The organism is Streptomyces radicis (genome assembly GCF_003626575.1).
GTDB lineage: Bacteria > Actinomycetota > Actinomycetes > Streptomycetales > Streptomycetaceae > Streptomyces > Streptomyces radicis.
Genome location: NZ_RBDY01000001.1, coordinates 73,897 through 91,609, shown reverse-complemented (window position 1 = coordinate 91,609; position 17,713 = coordinate 73,897). Strand labels below are relative to the sequence as shown.

15 protein-coding genes are annotated in these 17,713 nt (G+C 74.1%); 4 read left to right on the top strand and 11 right to left on the bottom strand.

Annotation, left to right across the window (positions count from 1 at the left end):
* The first annotated feature begins 235 nt into the window (after nt 1–235).
* From D7318_RS00365 to D7318_RS00350, 4 genes are all read left to right on the top strand, one after another.
* Nucleotides 236–793, top strand: a complete 558-nt coding sequence (locus tag D7318_RS00365) for a dihydrofolate reductase family protein (protein ID WP_120694776.1) — start codon at nt 236–238, stop codon at nt 791–793.
* A gap of 196 nt (nt 794–989) precedes the next feature.
* Nucleotides 990–2,096, top strand: coding sequence for an iron ABC transporter substrate-binding protein (locus tag D7318_RS00360; RefSeq protein ID WP_120694775.1), 1,107 nt, complete (start codon nt 990–992; stop codon nt 2,094–2,096).
* Between the two features lie 11 nt (nt 2,097–2,107).
* Entirely contained in the window at nt 2,108–3,703 is a 1,596-nt protein-coding gene (locus D7318_RS00355; protein WP_408055428.1) for an ABC transporter permease, read from the top strand.
* Nucleotides 3,700–4,806, top strand: coding sequence for an ABC transporter ATP-binding protein (locus tag D7318_RS00350; RefSeq protein ID WP_120694774.1), 1,107 nt, complete (start codon nt 3,700–3,702; stop codon nt 4,804–4,806). Before D7318_RS00355 ends, D7318_RS00350 begins: the two co-directional genes overlap by 4 nt.
* Before the next feature lie 48 nt (nt 4,807–4,854).
* Here D7318_RS00350 and D7318_RS00345 read toward each other — a convergent pair whose 3' ends face one another.
* The 11 genes from D7318_RS00345 to D7318_RS00295 all read right to left on the bottom strand — a co-directional run bounded on the left by D7318_RS00345 (nt 4,855) and on the right by D7318_RS00295 (nt 17,700).
* Nucleotides 4,855–5,418 (bottom strand): dihydrofolate reductase family protein, encoded by a 564-nt coding sequence (locus D7318_RS00345; RefSeq protein ID WP_120694773.1) that lies wholly within the window; start codon nt 5,416–5,418, stop codon nt 4,855–4,857.
* Nucleotides 5,419–5,609: 191 nt separating this feature from the next.
* Nucleotides 5,610–7,325: a hydantoinase B/oxoprolinase family protein gene (locus D7318_RS00340; protein WP_120694772.1), complete on the bottom strand. Its 1,716-nt coding sequence runs from the start codon at nt 7,323–7,325 to the stop codon at nt 5,610–5,612.
* Nucleotides 7,322–9,379, bottom strand: a complete 2,058-nt coding sequence (locus D7318_RS00335) for a hydantoinase/oxoprolinase family protein (protein ID WP_120694771.1) — start codon at nt 9,377–9,379, stop codon at nt 7,322–7,324. The genes D7318_RS00340 and D7318_RS00335 overlap by 4 nt, the downstream gene beginning before the upstream one ends.
* Before the next feature lie 47 nt (nt 9,380–9,426).
* Nucleotides 9,427–10,488 carry an aminotransferase class V-fold PLP-dependent enzyme gene (locus D7318_RS00330; RefSeq protein WP_120694770.1) on the bottom strand — a complete coding sequence of 354 codons (1,062 nt, stop codon included), beginning with the start codon at nt 10,486–10,488 and terminating at the stop codon, nt 9,427–9,429.
* 75 nt (nt 10,489–10,563) lie between these two features.
* Nucleotides 10,564–11,304 (bottom strand): aspartate/glutamate racemase family protein, encoded by a 741-nt coding sequence (locus D7318_RS32335; RefSeq protein ID WP_147437584.1) that lies wholly within the window; start codon nt 11,302–11,304, stop codon nt 10,564–10,566.
* Nucleotides 11,301–12,110 carry an ABC transporter ATP-binding protein gene (locus tag D7318_RS33295; RefSeq protein ID WP_120694768.1) on the bottom strand — a complete coding sequence of 270 codons (810 nt, stop codon included), beginning with the start codon at nt 12,108–12,110 and terminating at the stop codon, nt 11,301–11,303. The genes D7318_RS32335 and D7318_RS33295 overlap by 4 nt, the downstream gene beginning before the upstream one ends.
* Entirely contained in the window at nt 12,107–12,928 is an 822-nt protein-coding gene (locus D7318_RS33290) for an ABC transporter ATP-binding protein (protein WP_220729456.1), read from the bottom strand. The genes D7318_RS33295 and D7318_RS33290 overlap by 4 nt, the downstream gene beginning before the upstream one ends.
* Nucleotides 12,925–13,800 (bottom strand): ABC transporter permease, encoded by an 876-nt coding sequence (locus D7318_RS00310; protein ID WP_120694767.1) that lies wholly within the window; start codon nt 13,798–13,800, stop codon nt 12,925–12,927. Before D7318_RS00310 ends, D7318_RS33290 begins: the two co-directional genes overlap by 4 nt.
* On the bottom strand, nt 13,797–14,750 hold the full coding sequence (locus D7318_RS00305; RefSeq protein ID WP_120694766.1) for an ABC transporter permease: 954 nt from the start codon (nt 14,748–14,750) through the stop codon (nt 13,797–13,799). Before D7318_RS00305 ends, D7318_RS00310 begins: the two co-directional genes overlap by 4 nt.
* Nucleotides 14,747–16,303, bottom strand: coding sequence for an ABC transporter substrate-binding protein (locus tag D7318_RS00300; protein ID WP_120694765.1), 1,557 nt, complete (start codon nt 16,301–16,303; stop codon nt 14,747–14,749). The genes D7318_RS00305 and D7318_RS00300 overlap by 4 nt, the downstream gene beginning before the upstream one ends.
* 665 nt (nt 16,304–16,968) lie before the next feature.
* Entirely contained in the window at nt 16,969–17,700 is a 732-nt protein-coding gene (locus tag D7318_RS00295; protein WP_120694764.1) for a GntR family transcriptional regulator, read from the bottom strand.
* Nucleotides 17,701–17,713 lie beyond the last annotated feature (13 nt).

Sequence of the window (17,713 nt, the reverse complement as noted above, 5' to 3'; positions counted from 1 at the left end):
CATCCCGATCCGGGGAGCTTCGGCGGGCGGTACGGTGTCGGCGGTGTCCGAGGCGAGGGACAGTTCTCGAGCAACGATCAGCTCAGTCAGCCACTTGCGTGCCCGCCGCTCGTCCAACCCGTGGACCCGACCGGGTGCGAACCGGCGACCGGCCGATCGATGAGTTCCGGGTCGTGCGGAGGTCACAGTCTTCGGAACCACCGGCAGACTGACGCGCTCGTACCGGAGGAAACGCATGGCCAAGCTCATCTACTCGATGATCACCTCGCTCGACGGCTACGCCGAGGCGGCGGAGGGCGACCTCGGCACCGGGGCCGAGGTCCAGGAGGTGCACACCTTCATCAACGACCTCTTCCGCCCCGTCGGCACATACCTCTACGGCCGACGGATATACGAGACGATGGTCTACTGGGAGACCGCGCACACCGAGCCCGACCAGCCTCCGCACATCCTTCAGTACGCCCGCGACTGGCAGGCCGCGGAGAAGATCGTGTACTCCACGACGCTCGAGTCGGTGGCCAGCGCGAAGACCAGGATCGAGCGGACCTTCGACCCCGACGCGGTGCGCAAGCTCAAGGCCGAGGCCGATCACGACCTCACCGTCGACGGCCCGAACCTCGCGGCCCAGGCGATCGCGGCCGGTCTGGTGGACGAGTACCACCTGTTCATCACCACGAGCGTGGTCGGCGGCGGCAAGCGGTTCTTCCCCGACGGCGTCCGCCTCGATCTCGAGCTGGTCGAGGAGCGCGCCTTCGACAGCGGACTGATCTACGCCCGCTACCGGACCCGCTGAGCCGCACCGCTCCACCAGGGGTGACACCCCGCTCCCGGAAACGGTCCGCCAGTCCCACCCAGATGCCATGACCTTGGGGCGGCGACCCCTCGTCCATTGACAATTAGGCAAGGCTAACCTTAATAATGAGCCGCCCGGCATCGACCGGGCGATCATCGGCGCCACCGTGACGCGCCTCTCGGCAGAAGGGTTCAGCATGTCCTCCCTCTCGCGTTCGCCTCATCCCTGGCGCGGTCATCGCCGGGCCTCGTGGCGTCGGCTGACGTTCGCGCTGGCCGGGCTCGGTCTGGTGGTGCCGCTCGCCACGGCGTGCGGAGGTGACGACGAGGGACCGGACGAGGCGGGTGGTGAGGGGACGTCCGACGCCTCGCAGGAGCTGGTCATCTACTCGGGGCGCAACGAGGAGTTGATCGACCCGTTGCTCGAGCGCCTCGAGGAGGCGACCGGCACGACGGTCACCGTCCGGTACGGGGACAGCGCCGAGCTCGCCGCCCAGATCCTCGAGGAGGGTGAACGCACCAACGCCGGGCTGTTCCTGTCACAGGACGCCGGCGCGCTCGGCGCGCTGGCGGAGGCGGGGCTGCTGACGGAGCTGCCGCGGGAGGCCCTGGATCAGGTGGAGCCGACGTTCCGTGCGGAGGACGGGAGTTGGGTGGGTGTCTCGGGGCGGGCCAGGATCGTGGCCTACGCGCCCGAGCAGGTCGGTGAGGACGAGCTCCCGCAGGAGCTTGCCGACCTGACCGACCCCCGCTGGAGCGGTGAGGTGGGCTACGCGCCGACCAACGCCTCGTTCCAGTCGTTCGTCACCGCGATGCGCGTGCTCGAGGGGGAGGACGCCACCCGTCGGTGGCTGGAGGACCTCCGGGCCAACGACGCGCAGGCCTTCGACGGCAACGGCCCGATCCTCGACGCGGTCAACAGCGGGGAGCTGGCCTTCGGGCTGATCAATCACTACTACGTGTACGAGCTGGCCGCGGAGGTGGGCGAGGACGAGGTGAGCGTCGGGACCCACTACCTGCCCGGCGGCGGCCCGGGGTCCCTGGTCAACGTCGCCGGGGTCGGCATCACCGCGTACGGCGGCCAAGAGGCGGCCGCCCAGGAGGCGGTGGACTTCCTGCTCTCCGAGGAGGCGCAGACGTACTTCGCCGAGGAGACCTTCGAGTACCCGCTGGCCGCCGGGGTGACCAGCCCGGTGGAGGAACTGCCCAGCCTGGAATCCCTCGAGGTCCCCGACATCGACCTGAGCGACCTCGCCACGCTCCAGGAGACGCTGACCCTGCTGCAAGACGTCGGCATGGTCTGACAGATGCCGGAATGAACGTGCCGAGCCAGTCGCTGTTCCGCGCCGGGCCCGGTGAGAAGCGCCGCGCCCCCGCGGTGTCCCGGCGGCGGCGCGGCACGTCCGAAGGCCCGCGGATGTCGGCGGTGCTGGCCGTTCCCGCGGCGGTCACCGCCGCGTTCGCGCTGCTGCCGCTGGTCTATCTGACGGTCCGTTCCCTCGAACACGGCTTCGGGTACGCATGGGACATCGTCGCCGACGGCCGCACGGCCCACCTCCTGGTCCGCAGCCTGAGCCTGGCCCTGGTCGTCGTGGCCGCCAGCGTGCTGATCGGCGTGTCCCTGGCCTGGCTGACCGAGCGGACGGCCCTGCCCGCGCCCCGTCTGTGGGCCGTGCTCGCGACCCTGCCGCTGGCCGTTCCCAGCTATGTGATGGCGTTCAGCTGGCTGTCGGCCTTCCCCTCCCTGGCCGGTTTCCGGGGCGCCGCCCTGGTGCTGAGCCTGGCCTGCTCGCCCTACGTGTACCTGCCGGTGGCCGCGGCGCTGCGCGGGATCGATCCGGCCCAGGAGGAGGCGGCGCGTTCGCTGGGGCACGGAGCTCTCGGGGTCTTCCTCCGGATCACCCTGCCGCAGCTGAGGCACGCGGTGGGCGGCGGCGCGCTGCTGGTCGCGCTCTACGTGGTCGCCGACTTCGGCGCGGTGTCGCTGATGCGTTACGACACCTTCACCCGCGCCATCCACACGTCCTACCGGGCCAGCTTCGACCGGACCCCGGCCGCCGTGCTGAGCTGTGTCCTTGTGCTGCTCACCGCGCTCCTGGTCCTCGCCGAACGCCGCGCCCGCGGCCGGGCCCGGCTCGCGGGCACAGGGCGGGGCAGCCCGAGACCCGCCGAACGGCTGCCCCTCGGGCGGCTGCGCGGGCCCGCCGTCGGCTGGTGCGCCCTGGTCGCGGGCGCGGCGGTCGCGTTTCCCCTCGGCTCCCTCGGCTACTGGATCGCCCAGGGCACGTCCGCCACCTGGGACCCGGCGGAACTGGCCGACACCGCTTGGGCGACCGCCCGCCTGGCCGCCGCGGGAGCGGCCCTGACGATCCTGCTCGCCCTGCCGGTCGGCGTGGTCGCGGCCCGTCACCGCACCCGCACCGCCCATCTGCTTGAACAGGCGTCGTTCGCCGGGCACGCCCTGCCGGGCATCACCGTGGCCCTGGCCATGGTCTTCCTCTCCGTGCGTTACGCCTACGCGCTCTATCAGCAGTGGCCGCTGCTCGTCATGGCCTACGCCATGCTGTTCCTGCCGCTCGCGGTCACCGCCGTTCGCACGGCGGTGCTCCAGGCGCCCCCCGAGCTCGAGTACATGGCGCGCTCGCTGGGCCGGGGCCCGCTGGGCACCCTGCGCGCCGTGACCGTTCCGCTGGCGGCGCCGGGGATCGCGACCGGCGCGGCCCTGACCTTCGTGGTGATCATGAAGGAGCTTCCCGCCACGCTGCTGCTGCGCCCCACCGGCATGGACACCCTGGCGACCCGGCTGTGGACGCACACGGGCGTGGCCGCCTACGCCGCCGCCGCTCCCTATGCCCTGGCCCTGATCCTGATCGCCGCCGTCCCCTCCTACCTCCTCGGAAGACACCGATGACCGAACTGCGCGTCAGAGGACTGACCAAGACCTACCGCCGCGGCGAGCCGGTGCTGCGCGGCCTTGACCTGAACGTCGCCGGCGGGGAACTCACCGCGGTCCTCGGCCCGTCCGGCTGCGGCAAGACCACCCTGCTGCGCATCATCGCGGGCTTCGTGGAGCCCACCGGGGGAACGGTCGCCGTGGGAGGCCGCGTCCTCTCAGGGCCCGGTGTGCGGATCCGCCCCGAGAGGCGGGCGATCGGCATCGTCGCCCAGGAAGGCGCTCTCTTCCCGCATCTGAGCGTCGCACGCAACATCACCTTCGGACTGACCGCTCTGGCCCGTCCCGACCGGCGCGCGAGGGCCGGGGAGTTGCTCGAGCTGGTCGGGCTCGCGGGACTGGACGCGAGGATGCCGCACGAACTCTCCGGTGGTCAGCAGCAGCGTGTCGCCCTGGCGCGCGCCCTGGCTCCGCGGCCCTCCGTGGTTCTGTTCGACGAGCCGTTCAACGCCCTGGACAGCTCCCTGCGCGGTGGACTCCGCGACGACGTGCGCGCCGCCCTGCGGGCCACCGGCGCGACCGCGGTCCTGGTGACGCACGACCAGCAGGAGGCGCTGTCCGTCGCGGACCGGGTGGCCGTGCTGCGGGAGGGCAGGGTCGAGCAGCACGGCACTCCCGAGGAGGTCTATCGGCAGCCCGCCAGCATGTGGGTGGCGGGCTTCGTCGGCGACGCCGTCCTGGTCCCGGCGAGCGCGGCGGGCGGCATCGCCCACACCCCCCTGGGCCGCGTCCCCCTCACCACGGACGCCCGCACCACGGACGCCGACGGCGACGGCACGGCCCTGCTGCGGCCCGAGCAGCTGAGGCTGGGCGCCGCCGATGCCTCCGCGACCCGCGGCACCGTCACGGACATCCGCTTCCACGGACACGACACGGTGGCCCTGATCAGCGTCGGCGGCCTGCCCCGGGCCGTCGCCGTTCGCCACGCGGGGCCACTCGCCCTGCGGCCGGGAGACAGCACCGGCCTGACGATCACCGGCACGGCCACCTTCTACCCGGACGCGCCCCCGCCGTCCTCCGACGCCGCCACGGCGGAAGCGCGCGCACAGCGGGTGCGTTGAACCCGCCCCGGCGGCGAAGCGGCGCCGCAGCCCCGCGGGTCAGTACAGCTAGCGCGTCACGTGGTGGCGGAGGTGGACGACTCCCGAGTCGAACGTGCGGGTCTCGAGGAGTTCGAGATCGACCCGGCGCTCGTGCCGGGGAAAGAACGGGATGCCGCCGCCCACCAGCACCGGGTAGACCCTGGTCCGGTACTCGTCGATCAGGCCCGCCGCGGCCGCCTCGGCGGCGAGGGTCGCGCCGCCGATCGCGATGTTGCCCTCCCCCGGCTCGGCCCGGCACCGCTCGATCTCCTCAGCCAGGCCGCCGGAGACCAGGCGGGCATGGCCGCGCACCGCCGAAAGCGTGGTGGAGAACACCACCTTGGGGAGCGCCTTCCAGAGCGCGGTCCACTCGAGCTTGGAGTCGTCGAGCGATGGATCCTGGTCGGCGGTCTCCCAGTACAGCATCGTCTCGTACAGCCGTCGCCCGAGCAGGTAGACGCCGACCTCGCGGGTCTCGTCGATCCAGGAGCGGAAGACATCCTCGTCGGGCGGCGTCCAGTCGAAGCCGCCGTCCGGCCCGACGATGTAGCCGTCGAGCGAGACGTTCATCGAATAGGTCACCCTGCGCATCACACGTCCTCCTCCGTAACCGGTTCGACGGTATGACCGCCGGACGCCGCGGAACTCATCGCGCCGCGGTGGGCGGTCGTCCCCGCGGGATCCGGCACCACGACAGGGTCGGTGCACCGGTCACCCCGTCGCGTGCGCTCAGCTCCCTCGGCGCTGAGGGCCTGTGGAGCGGAGGCCGGGGGTCGGGTGGGTCACCGGGGGTCGTTCGTGGCCGGTCGTGGCGGCGCGGTTCGGCCGTACACGTCGCGGGCGCGGTGGGGCGAGATGTACTCGTCGGCCACGTCCCGGGCGACGTGCGCAGGGTCGCGCTCCCCGGGGTCGCCGTAGCCGCCTCCGCCGCCGGTGAGGACCTGGACGCGCTGGCCCGCGGCGAGCCGCAGGTCGGTGATCTTGTTGAGTCGGCGCTCGTCCGGCGTGCCGGGAGCGACGACCGCGACAGGGCCTGTGGCGTCGTGGCCGCCGAAGAGCCCCCAGGCCGGGGTGAGGGAACGGTCGAGCCACAGCGACAGCGCGGTGCCGTCCTGCTCGACCCGGAACGTCTTGTGCACGCCCAGGCCGCCGCGGAATCGCCCGGCGCCCTCGGAGTCCTGCCGCAGCCCGTAGGCCTCGATCGTGAGCGGGAACTTGTTCTCCACGAACTCGATGGGCAGGTTCTTGAAGTCCCCGTTGATGACGTTGATCATCCCGTCCTGGCCGTCGCCGTCGTGGAACGCGCCCCAGCCGCCCGCCTCGGCGTCGATCAGCACGAAGTCCTCGGCGTCCTCGGCGCCCCCGGCGTCGCGCGCGGTGCCGACGAACGAGACGATCATCGAGTCGCCGAAGTGGGCGGCGGCGACCCGTTCGGGCAGCACCGGGGCCAACGCCCGCTGCACGAGGTCGATGAGCAGGCCGAGCGGCGTGTAGTACCACTGGACGGGCGCGGGCTCGCGGGCGTCGAAGACGCTGCCCTCGGGGACGACGACGGTCAGGTTGCGGAAGTTCCCGCCGGTGACCGGTGCCTCGGGGTTGATGAGCTCCTTGAACGCGACGCGGCACGCCGAGATCGCCTGCACCTGCCCTGAGTTGACCGGGCCGGGGGTGGCCGCGCTCGAGCCGGTGAGATCGACGGCGATCTCGTCCCCCGTCACCCGGACGGCGACCCGCACGCGCACCGGCGTGCCGGACACGCCGTCGTCGTCGATGAGCCCTGTGGCGGTGTACGTGCCGTCGGGGATGGCCGCGACCGCGCGGCGGTCCAGCTCCTCGGACTGGCGGAAGATGTCGGCCGTCGCGGCCTCGACCACCGCCCGGCCGAACTTCCGGTACAGCGCCCTGAGGCGTTCGGCGCCCTTGTAGCAGGCGGCGACCTGCGCTTCCAGGTCGCCGCGGCGGGCGGCGTGGAAGAAGCTGTTCAGCGCCAGGATGTCGAAGATCTCCTCGTCGGGGACGCCCGCCTTGACCAGCCGGACCGGCGGGATGCGCAGCCCCTCCTCGTAGATGTGCCGGGTGCCGGTGGACACGCCGAGGTCCTTGCCGCCCAGGTGCCCGCCGTCGGCCCTGGTGGCGGCGAACGCCACGAGCGCGCCGTCGACGAAGATCGGCGCGAGCACCGTGATGTCCGTCAGGTGCGAGCCCTGGATGTACGCGTCGTTGAGGATGAACACGTCGCCGTCGGCGTAGCCGTCGAGCCCGATCTTCGCGGTCACGTGCTCGATGCAGGCCTGGATGTTGCCCAGGAAGATGGGCAGTCCCGGCGCCTGCCCGAGCAGTCGGGCCCTGGCGTCGTACAGGCCGACGGCGCAGTCCTTCGCCTCGTAGATCACGGGGGTGTGGGCGCCGCGGAAGAGCGAGACGCTCATCTCCTCGGCCGCGGAGTTGAAGCCGTTGCGGATGACTTCGACGACGATGGGGCTGACGGTGGCGGTCATGTGCGGTTCCTGTCCGGGTGAGCGGGGTCCGCGGGGGCGCGGGTGAGGGTCAGGGAGCCGTCGGCGTCCACGACGGCCCGCCAGCCGGGCGGCACGACGGTGGTGGCGGTGAGCTCGGCCAGCACGGCGGGGCCTGGGACGGTGTCGCCGACGGCGAGTCCGGCGCGGGCGACGACGGCGATCTCGTGGCGTCGGCCGTCGTACACGCCCTCGATGACCTGTCGCGCCCGTGCGGTCAGGGGCGCGGGCGGCTCGGTGGCGGGCGGCTCGGTGTGCGCCCGCTTCGCGACCAGCGCGAGCCGGGCGTTGACGACCTCGACGGGCGTGTCGGGCGACGCGAAGCCGAACAGCACCCGGTAGCGCTCGTCGAACGCCGTGCGGATGGCGCGGACCCCGCCGAGCCCGTCAAGGGCGAGGTTGACGCTGTACTTCTGGCCGCGGTAGCGCAGGTCGAGCGAGCGCCGCTCCACCACGGGCCCCGCGGCCTCGATCGTGGCGACGAGGTCAGGGTCGAGGTCGGCGCGCACCGCGGCGAACGCGTCGTCCAGGGCGGCGGGGGTGACGGCGTCGAGCGGGCGGAGCAACGAGGCCGCCCCGTCGTGCCGGAGCGGGGCGTGCAGCATGCCCCACGCCGAGAACGCCCCTGGCCGCGGCGGCACGACCACGCGGTCGATCTCCAACTCCTCGGCGAGCGCGACCGCGTGCAGCGGGCCCGCGCCGCCGTAGGCGAGCAGCGTGAAGTCCCTGGCGTCGAGGCCGCGGCGCAGCGTGATCTGCCGGATGGCGTCCGCCATCGCGCTGTTGGTGATGGTCAGGACGCCCTCGGCCGCCTCGGTGGCGGTCAGCCCGAGGGGCGCGCCGTAGGCGGCGAGGGCCTCGGCGGCCAGGTCGGGGGAGATCGCCATGCGCCCGCCGAGGAAGTGCTCGGGGGCGATCCGGCCGAGCACCACGTTGGCGTCGGTGGTGGTGGGTTCGCGGCCGCCCAGCCGGTAGCAGACCGGGCCCGGCCGGGCGCCGCTGCTGCGAGGGCCGACGCGCATGCTGCCCGCCTCGGTCCAGGCGACGCTGCCGCCTCCGGCCCCGACGCTGAGCGTCTGTACCGAGGGGACCAGCACGGGGAAGCCCTCGAGCTGCGACTCCAGCGCGATCTGCGGGGCGCCGTCGACGATCAGGCTCACGTCGAAGCTGGTCCCGCCCATGTCGACGGCCAGCACGTGCCCGGTCCCGAGGCCCGCGCCCACCGCGCCCGCGCCGATGACGCCGCCCACGGGTCCTGACATGACGATGCGGACCGGCTGCGCGGCCGCGACCCGTTCGGTGAGCACCCCGCCGTTGGACTGCATGACGAAGACCTCGCCGCCGAAGCCGCGGTCGGTGAGCAGCTGGCGCAGGCGGGTCACATAGCCGCGGATGACGGGGGTGATGTAGGCGTTCATGACGGTCGTGCTGACGCGTTCGTACTCGCCGAGCTCCGGGGCGATGTCGCTCGACGCGGTCACCGGCACGGCCGCGGGCAGGGCCGCGCGCAGCGCCTCGGCCGCGGCCCGTTCGTTGGCGGGGTTGACATAGGCGTGCAGGAACGCGACGGCCACCGACGCGTAGCCGCCCGCGGCCAGTCGGCCCGCGACCTCGCGCAGCTCGTCCGGGTCGACGGGGGTGACGACCGTGCCGTGCCGGTCGGTGCGCTCGCCCACCTCGACCACGTCGCGGCGGCCGAGCAGCGGCACGGGCTTGCGGTACTGGTTGTCGTACATGTCCGGGTGGTTGCCGCGCCCGATCTCGTACACGTCGCGGAACCCGCGGGTCGTGACGAGCGCGGTACGGGCGCCGCCGCGCTGGATGAGCGCGTTCAGCCCCGCGGTGGTGCCGTACACGATGCCGGTGACGCCGGTGTAGTCGCCGTCGACGATCTCGTCGAAGCCGCGCACCACGCCGACCGCGATGTCGTCGGGCGTGGTGGGCACTTTGGTGGCCAGGCAGGCACCGGTGGCCTCGTCGAGGCGCACGATGTCGGTGAAGGTGCCGCCGACGTCGGCGGCGAGTCGATACGTCATGGGAGGTCCTTCCGTGGGGCGGCTCGCTCGCGCGGCGCGGCGCGCTGTCAGGGGGCGGCGGCGAGCCAGGCGTCGGCCGCCGCTTCGGCCGCGGCGCCGGTGTCGGCGTGTGCGGCGTGGGTGAGGGCGACCAGCTCGCCGAGGGCCCTGGCGAGGGTGGCGTGGCGGCCGTAGTGGCTGACCCGCAGGTACGCGCCGCGCGGGGTGCTGTCGCCGACCGCCCAGTGGCCGCCGACCGCGGCGGCGCGGTCGGCCAGTTCCGGCGCGGCCACGCCCGGTGGCACGGCGACGGTGGTGGCGAGCGGGTTCGCGTGGCGTTCGTCGGCGACCCATGGCGTCAGACCGGCCGCGAGCAGCCCCGCCCTGACCGCGGCGCGCGTGGCGTGGTGGCGGGCGATCCTGGCCTCGATCCCCTCGGCCTCGACGGCGGCGACGGCCCGTTCGGCCGCGGCGAGCTCCGGCACCGAAGGGGTGCCGGGCAGCGTCCCGGCGGCGGCGCTCTCCGCGGCGGCGCGCCGCAGGTAGGGCAGATTGAGCACGGACGCGTGGGTGTCGTCCTGCCGGTCGAGCAGCGCCCAGCCGCGGTCGGACAGGGTGGCGACGGACAGCCCGGCGGGTCCGTCGAGGGCCTTCTGCGGCCCGATGACGACGGCGTCGGCGTCGCGAGGCGCGGCCAGGCCGCCGACCGCGGCGACGGCGTCGACCGCGACCGCGGCGCCGTGGTGGTGCGCGACCGCCACGATGTCGTCGACGGGGTGGGCGACGCCGGTGAGCACCTCGGCCTGGGTGAGCAGCACCGCGGCGGTCGCCGGTGTCGCGCGCAGCAGCGCGTCGACGCGGTCGGGGTCGGCGGGCTCGCCGTCCGGGAGGTCGAGCACGGTGACCCGCGCTCCGGCGGCCCGCAGCCAGGCGCTCGTCAGCCGCCCGTAGCGGCTCGACTCGATGCTGAGCACGGGGCGTTCGGACCGGCCGATGCCGTGGGCCAGCGCCTCGAGGGCGACCACGGCCTCCGCCTGGACGAGCACGGAGGGCCCGGCGCCGCCCGCGAGCCGCCCAAGACCGTCGGTCAGCCGCGGGTAGCGGTCGGGTGGGAAGAGGGTCTCGCTCATGGCGGTGCTCCTTCGGTCGAGTGGGCGGTGGCCGGGGCCGGGGCGGGGCGGCGTGGGGCGCGGCGGGGCGCGGGGTCACCCGGCGGGTGCGCGGCCTGCCAGGGCCAGCGACTCGGTGTGCCGCGCCAGCAGCTCCACCGGGTCGAGCACCGGCAGCGGCGTCAGGCCGGTGAGGGCGTCCGTGGTGCCGGTCCAGTAGGTGCAGGCGGGCAGGATGCTGCGCGCGCCCGCGGCCGCGGCGCGCCGGACGGCGGCGGGCCCTGACCGTTCGAGGCCGCGGCGCTGGGCCGCGATCAGCGCGTCACCGACGTCGCGCGCGGTGTGCGTGGCGTCGGCCCGTTCCACGGCGGGCCGGGCCACGGGCACCGGCTGCGGTGCGGTCATGAGGTCACCCATGCCGTACCTGGCGGCGAGTTCCGGCACCCAGTCGGTGCCGTGCCGGTCGCTCTCGCCGTCCCCCGGCGGCACGTCCACATACAGCACGCACAGCGGGGCGAGCGCGGGGAGCAGGGCGCGGGCGGCCTCGAAGGGGGCGGTCACGGGGATCGACACGGCGGCGCGGGCCTCGGCCAGGCCGGGGTCGGAGCAGCAGGAGATGCCGACGGCGTCGTAGCCCGCGCGTTCCGCCGCGACGACCGCGCGGACGAGGACGGGCACGAACAGCTCCTCGGGCGGGACGTACACGGTCTCGGGCAGCCCCGGCAGGTGCCGGACCTCGACATGGGTGCCCCGGCGCACGGCCCGGCGCGCGGACCGTTCCTCGGCGGGCAGGTGCATGTCCGTGCCGACCGGGGCGAGCAGGAGAACGCGGGTCATGCCGTCGCCTCCCGCGGCTCGGCCGGACGGGGCAGGCGCGGTACGGCGGCGATCAGGGAGCGCGTGTAGGCGTGCTCGGGGTGACGCAGTACGTCCCTGGCGCCGCCGTGCTCGACAACGCGCCCGTCCCGCAGCACCGTGACCGTGTCGCACATGTGCGCGACCACGGAGAGGTCGTGGGAGATGAGCACGATCGTCACGCCGAGCCCGTCGCGCAGCCGGGCGAAGAGGTCGAGGATCGTCGCGCGCACGGCCACGTCGAGCGCGGAGGTCGGCTCGTCCGCGACCAGGACGCGCGGCTCGACGGCGAGGGCGCGCGCGATCGCGATGCGCTGGCGCTGACCGCCGGAGAACTGCCGCGGCCTGGCCCGCAGCGCCTCGGGCGGCAGGCCGACGAGGTCGAGCAACTCGGCCGCGCGCGCGGGGCGTTCGGCGCGCGGCACGAGCCGGTGGACGGCCAGCAGCTCGGTCAGCGTCTGCCCGACGGTCAGCCGCGGGTTGAGCGAGGAGAACGGGTCCTGGTAGATCATCTGCAACGCCCGGCGCTGCGCCACGGTGCGGCGGTGGGTCAGCCGCTGCCCGCCGAGCGTCACGGTGCCGCCGGTGGGGGTGACCTGGCCGGTGAGGCAGCGGGCGAGGGTGGTCTTGCCCGACCCCGACTCGCCGACGATGCCCGCGACGGTCCCGCCCGGCACGTCGAGGTCGACCCCGTGCAGCACGGGCGTGCGCCCGTAGGACACGGTGACGCCGTCCACGCTCAGGTCCGCGGTCGGGTCCCCTGTCGGGGCCGCGGGTGTCGCCTTCATGGCGTCTCCAGTTCGAGGGCGCGCGCCGCGTCGATCAGCTCGCGCGTGTACGGGTGCCGCGGTGCGGTCAGGACCTCGGCGACCGGCCCGGCCTCGGTGACCCGCCCGTGGCGCAGCACCGTGACGGAGTCGCAGACCGAGGTGACGACGGGGAGGTCGTGGCTGACGAACACGACCGTCAGACCGAGGTCGCGACGCAGGTCGGCCAGCAGCCGCAGGATGGTGGCCTGCACCGTGACGTCGAGCGCCGTGGTGGGCTCGTCGCACAGGAGGATCCGGGGTCGGGCGGCGAGCGCGAGGGCGATCACGACCCGCTGCCGCTGCCCGCCCGACAGCTCGTGCGGGTACCGGCGGGCGAGGGCGGCCGGGTCGGGCAGCCCCACCTGCGTCAGCAGCGCGACGCTCCGGTCGCGGGCGGACCGCCGCCCTTCGCCGCCGACCACCCGGCACACCTCCCGCACCTGGGCGCCGACCCTGGCCAGCGGGTCGAGGGCGCTCAACGGGTCCTGGAACACCATGCCGACGCGCCCGGGGCCGACGTCCCGCAGGCCGCGTGGGCCGAGGGCGCGCGTCGTGCCGAACGCCGTCGCCGTCCCGGCCTTCACCCGGGCCCGGGCCGGCAGCAGGCCGAGCACGGCGCGCAGCGTCATGCTCTTGCCCGAGCCCGACTCCCCGACGATGCCGAGGGCGCCGCCCGCCTCGACGGCGAACGACACGTCGTCGACAACGGTCCGCTCCGCCGCCCCGGCGCGGACCGTGACCCGCAGCCCCTCGACGCGCAGCCCGCTGCGCTCCGCCCTGCCCGCCGCCGTGGTCACCGTTCCCCCCACAGGTCCGTCAGCCCGTCGGCCACCAGCGACAGGCCCACCCCCGTCACGACGACGGCCAGCCCCGGCGCCGCGGCCAGCCACCACTTGGTGGTCAGGAACGCACGGGCGTCGGCGATCATCGAGCCCCAGTCGGCGGTGGGCGGCTGGATGCCGAGCCCCAGGTAGGACAGCGTGACGACGGCCGCGATCACGAACACCACGTCGGTGAACAGGAACACCACCGCCTGCGGCAGGGTGTTCGGCAGCACGTGCCGCAGCAGCACCCGGCGGTGCGAGAGGCCGCTCTCCCGCGCCGCGTGGACCCACGGCTGGGCCGCGGTGACGGAGGTCGCCGAGCGCGTCACGCGCGCGTAGGCCACCCAGCCCACCAGGGCGTAGGCCACGTAGATGCCGCGCTCCCCCGTGCCCACCACGGCGACGATCGCCAGGATCAGGACGTAGAAGGGGAACGCGAGCACCGTGTCGACGAGGTAGGAGAGGACCCGGTCGAGACGGCCCCCGGCGTAGCCCGCGACGCTGCCGACGAGCGTGCCGACCACGAAAGGGACGACGACCGTGACCGCGCCGATCCGCAGGTCGGTGCGGGCCGCGTACACCAGCCGGGAGAACACGTCGCGTCCGAGGTGGTCGGTGCCGAGCAGGTGCTCCCCCGACGGTGGCAGCAACGCCGCCCTCAGGTCCTGGGCGGCCGGGTCGTGCGGCGCGATCAGCGGCGCGCACACCGCCGCGACGACGACGGCGCCGACGAGGACGAGGCCCGCGATCAGCGACCGGTGGGCCAGCGCGCGCCGCAGGAGTGGCAGCGGCACGGCGAGCTCGGTCGCCTCGGGGGCGGCGGATGTCACGGGGGCGGCGGTCACGCGGCCCTCCTCAGCCGGGGGTCGAGGAGCGCGGCGAGGTGGTCGGTCACCAGCGTGACCAGGACGACGGCCAGCGCCGAGTAGATGACCACGCCCTGGATGACCGGCAGGTCGCGGCTGCCGACCGCGTCGAACATCAGGTCCCCGAGCCCGGGCAGGGCGAACACCTTCTCCACGATCAGCGCGCCGCCGAGCAGGTAGGAGATGTTCGTGCCGACCAGCACGAGGGCGGGCAGGGCGGCGTTGCGCAGCACGTGGCGGGCCAGGATCCGGCGTTCCGGCAGGCCGGCGGCGCGGAGGGTGGCGACGAAGTCGGCCCGCAGGACCTCGACGAGCTGGACGCGCAGGCTGCGCACCAGGATGGGCACGATGGCGAACGCCGCGGTGAGCGCGGGCAGCACGACGCTGACCGGGTAGCCGTCCCTGACGCCGCCGACGGGGAACCAGCCCAGCCGCACCGAGAACAGCAGGATCAGCAGCAGCCCGGTCCAGAACGCGGGCATCGCGATCCCCGCGGTGGTGAGGATCCGCACCACGTGGTCGGCGACGCCGTCGCGGTGCGTGGCCGCCCACAGCGCGAGCGGCACGGCCAGGACGACGGCGAACACCGCGGCGAACGCGACCAGCCAGAGCGTCGGTTCGACGCGCGCGAGGATCAGCTCGCGCGTCGGCACGTCGTTCACCAGCGACGCACCGGTGTCGCCCTCGGTCACAAGGCGCGTCAGGAACTCCCAGAGCTGGACCGGCAGCGGCTCGTCGAGGCCGAGTCGGCCGCGCAGCTCCGCGACGGCCTCGGGGGTGGCGCGGCTGCCCAGCAGGGCGGTGGCCGCGTCCCCGGGGATGAGGCGTCCGAGGAGGAACGCGATGACGACGACACCGGCCGCCACCCCGCCCGCCCGCAGGAGCGCGTGAGCCACCCGGCGCGCGAGCGGCGTGGCGGCTTTCCTCATGACCCGGTCACGTCCTGGAGGCGGGTGGTGCCGTTGGGCAGGACGACCAGGCCCTCGACGCCCGAGCCCGTGGCGGTGATCGTCGGGATGTACGTCAGCGGCACCGTCGGCACCTCGTCCGCGGCGATCCGCTGGATGCGGGCGTAGACATCGGCCCGCGTGGCGTCGTCCGTGGCCGCGACGCCCTGGGCCGCGAGGTCGATCACCTCGGCGTTGCCGTAGCCCGTGTGGTACGAGTCCGCCACGTCGGGGAGGAGCTGCCAGCGCACGAGGTTGCTCGGGTCGCCGGTGTCGCTGATCGCCCATGTGACGGCCAGGTCGTAGTCGCGTTCGCCGAAGCGGGCCCAGAACGTGGTCGCGTCGAGCGTCTCGATCTCCACCGTGACGCCGATCTCCGCGAGCGCCGCCTGGATGGCCTGGGCCTGCTGCGTCTGGCTGGCGGACGAGCTCTCCACGATCAGCGTGGTCGAAAGACCGTCCGGGTGGTCGGAGCGCGCCAGTTCGTCGCGCGCCGCGGCCGGGTCGTAGCCCAGCACGTCCGTGTCCTGGGCGGAGAACTGGATGCTCGGCGGCAGGAACGTCGTCGCCGGGGTCGCCGTGTCGTACGTCGTCGCCGCCGCGATCGCCTCCCGGTCGAGCGCCGAGGCGACGGCGCGGCGCAGGCGCACGTCGGCGAACGCGCCGTCCACGGTGTTGAACGCCAGCAGGCCCTGCTGCCAGGAGTCGGAGACGTTGACCTGGACGTCCGGGTTGGCCTCGAGTTCCGCCACGTTGGCGGCGGGCACCGCGTCGATCACGTCGACCTGCCCGGCCTGGAGCTGCTGGAGGAGCTGGTTGTCGTCGTCGACCACCGTGAAGACGACCTCGTCGACCGACGGCGCGCCCTGCCAGTAGGTGTCGTTGGCGGCGAGGGTGATCTCGCCCGTGGTCCTGTCCCACGAGTCGACGGTGAACGGGCCTGTGCCGACCGGGTCCTGGAAGAACTCCTCCTCGGTGAGCCCGCCGAGGTCGGTCGGCAGGATCACGTTGGCGAAGGTCGCCAGGTCGGCAAGCAGCGGCGCGTACGGCTCGGACAGCGCGACGACCACGGTCCGGTCGTCGGCCGCCGTCACGTCGGTGATCGGCGCGGACAGCGGCAGCGCGCCGCCGACGTCGAGGTGCCGGTTCAGGGTGAAGACGACGTCCTCGGCGTCCAGGGCCGAGCCGTCCGTGAACGCGACGCCGTCCCGCAGGGTGAACGTCCAGCTCAGGCCGTCGTCGGCGACCTCGTACGACTCGGCGAGGAACGGCTCGATGCTGCCGTCCTCGCGCAGCTCCACCAGGGGTTCGAAGATCTTGTCGAGCGTGTACGCGTTGTTCGTGGCGAGCTCGTCCGCCGTCGGATCGAGGTCCGTGACGCCGCGGCTGGTGCGGGCGAACACCAGGCTGCCGTCGCCGGAGTCGGCCGCGGCGTCCTGCTCCCCGGCGGGCGAGCCGCAGGCCGCGCCCGCCGCGAGCACGACAAGGGCGAGAAGGGCGGCGGCCATGGGCCGCCGCGGGGCGTGTCTGTCCATGGAGATGTCCTTGCGGTCGATCGGATCACCGCGGCGCGGCGCGGGCGCGACGTGGGAAGGGGAGCCGCTCGGCGCCGCCTGGCACGCGGCCTGACGGGGCGACGAGGGAGCGGACGACGCACGCCGACGGGCGGCGGGTCGTTCCCGCACATGACGCGAGCGCCCTGGCGGACGGGCGGGGCCTCCCCCACGGGCCGTGGTGGCCCGGGTGGCCACGCCTCAGCGGCGGGCGCTCACGCAGGACATCGCGAGCCGGTCACCGAGTGCGGCTGGACGCAGAGCACCACGCGCAACGGGCGCGGGGCACCGCAGCGGTCGGCCGCGCGCGCCCGGTCAAGAGCCCGTGCCGGACGGCCCACGCGCGCTCCGCCGCCGCGCATCGCGCGGTGCGACGGGGCCGGGGCCTGGGCCGACATGGCGCTCCATGGAGTCGTTCGGCGGGCACAGGCAACACCGGCCGCCCGGACTGCCACCACGCCGTTCGACGGGCGGCCGTGCGCTGGCGCTTGTGACCTGCGGGCATAGCATGCGATCGGCCGGTCGGCGCTGTCAACCGGCGTCCGCACGCCGGACCGCGCGCCGACGCGTGACGCCGCCCACACCGCCCGAGCCGCCGGGTCGACCCGCCTCGGCGGCACCGCGGACCGGGCTCAGGCGTGACGGGATCAGGCGTGGCGGGGTCGTGTATCGGTCAGGACGACGCCGACGGCGGTGCGGTGCGGGTGGTCGCTGCGGGTGATCAGGCCCTCGAGCACCCGGCCGCGGGTGGTCTCGATCTGCGCGATCACGATGGCGCGGGCGCGGTCGCCGTCCCTGGCGAGCAGCGCGTCGTGCAGGTCGTGGTGCTCGTGCATCATCTCCGACGCGCTGTCGCGGTCGCCGAGGCCGATGAAGAACAGCCGCTGCATCTCCTCGAGCAGGACCTGGAGGGTGCGGGCGAGCCGCTCGTTGCCGCTGGCGCGGGCGATGCGGACGTGGAACTCCCGGTTGTCCTGGAGGAACGCCTCGTAGCTCGCCGTGTCGCCCGGCACATAGGTCCGGTGGGCCAGCGCGTGCAGCGCCTCGAGCTCCTCCCGCGGCGCCCGCCGCGCGGCCAGCTCGACCGCCGTGGGCTCCAGGAGCAGGCGCATCTCGAACAGGTCGCGGACGCTGGCCAGCGTGACGGTGGCGACGCGGTAGCCCTGGCGGGGCCGCACCTCGACGAAGCCCTCCTGCACCAGGCGGCGCAGCGCCTCCCGCACCGGGGACCGGCCGAAGCCGGTGGATTCGCTGAGCGCCACCTCGCGCAGCTCCTCGCCGGGCGCCAGCTCGCCGGTCAGGATGAGGTGCTTGAGGTGCTGGTGGGCGCTGTCGGTCGCGGTGGCACGCTGACCGGCGCTGTGCACCGAGGCCGTCATCAGCCGTCCACCT

What these genes read in the sequence shown, in the direction of transcription:
- D7318_RS00365 (WP_120694776.1), top strand. Translation starts at nt 236, where the DNA reads ATGGCCAAGCTCATCTACTCGATGATCACCTCGCTCGACGGCTACGCC.
- D7318_RS00360 (WP_120694775.1), top strand. Translation starts at nt 990, where the DNA reads ATGTCCTCCCTCTCGCGTTCGCCTCATCCCTGGCGCGGTCATCGCCGG.
- D7318_RS00355 (WP_408055428.1), top strand. Translation starts at nt 2,108, where the DNA reads ATGAACGTGCCGAGCCAGTCGCTGTTCCGCGCCGGGCCCGGTGAGAAG.
- D7318_RS00350 (WP_120694774.1), top strand. Translation starts at nt 3,700, where the DNA reads ATGACCGAACTGCGCGTCAGAGGACTGACCAAGACCTACCGCCGCGGC.
- D7318_RS00345 (WP_120694773.1), bottom strand. Translation starts at nt 5,418, where the DNA reads ATGCGCAGGGTGACCTATTCGATGAACGTCTCGCTCGACGGCTACATC.
- D7318_RS00340 (WP_120694772.1), bottom strand. Translation starts at nt 7,325, where the DNA reads ATGACCGCCACCGTCAGCCCCATCGTCGTCGAAGTCATCCGCAACGGC.
- D7318_RS00335 (WP_120694771.1), bottom strand. Translation starts at nt 9,379, where the DNA reads ATGACGTATCGACTCGCCGCCGACGTCGGCGGCACCTTCACCGACATC.
- D7318_RS00330 (WP_120694770.1), bottom strand. Translation starts at nt 10,488, where the DNA reads ATGAGCGAGACCCTCTTCCCACCCGACCGCTACCCGCGGCTGACCGAC.
- D7318_RS32335 (WP_147437584.1), bottom strand. Translation starts at nt 11,304, where the DNA reads ATGACCCGCGTTCTCCTGCTCGCCCCGGTCGGCACGGACATGCACCTG.
- D7318_RS33295 (WP_120694768.1), bottom strand. Translation starts at nt 12,110, where the DNA reads ATGAAGGCGACACCCGCGGCCCCGACAGGGGACCCGACCGCGGACCTG.
- D7318_RS00305 (WP_120694766.1), bottom strand. Translation starts at nt 14,750, where the DNA reads ATGAGGAAAGCCGCCACGCCGCTCGCGCGCCGGGTGGCTCACGCGCTC.
- D7318_RS00300 (WP_120694765.1), bottom strand. Translation starts at nt 16,303, where the DNA reads ATGGACAGACACGCCCCGCGGCGGCCCATGGCCGCCGCCCTTCTCGCC.
- D7318_RS00295 (WP_120694764.1), bottom strand. Translation starts at nt 17,700, where the DNA reads ATGACGGCCTCGGTGCACAGCGCCGGTCAGCGTGCCACCGCGACCGAC.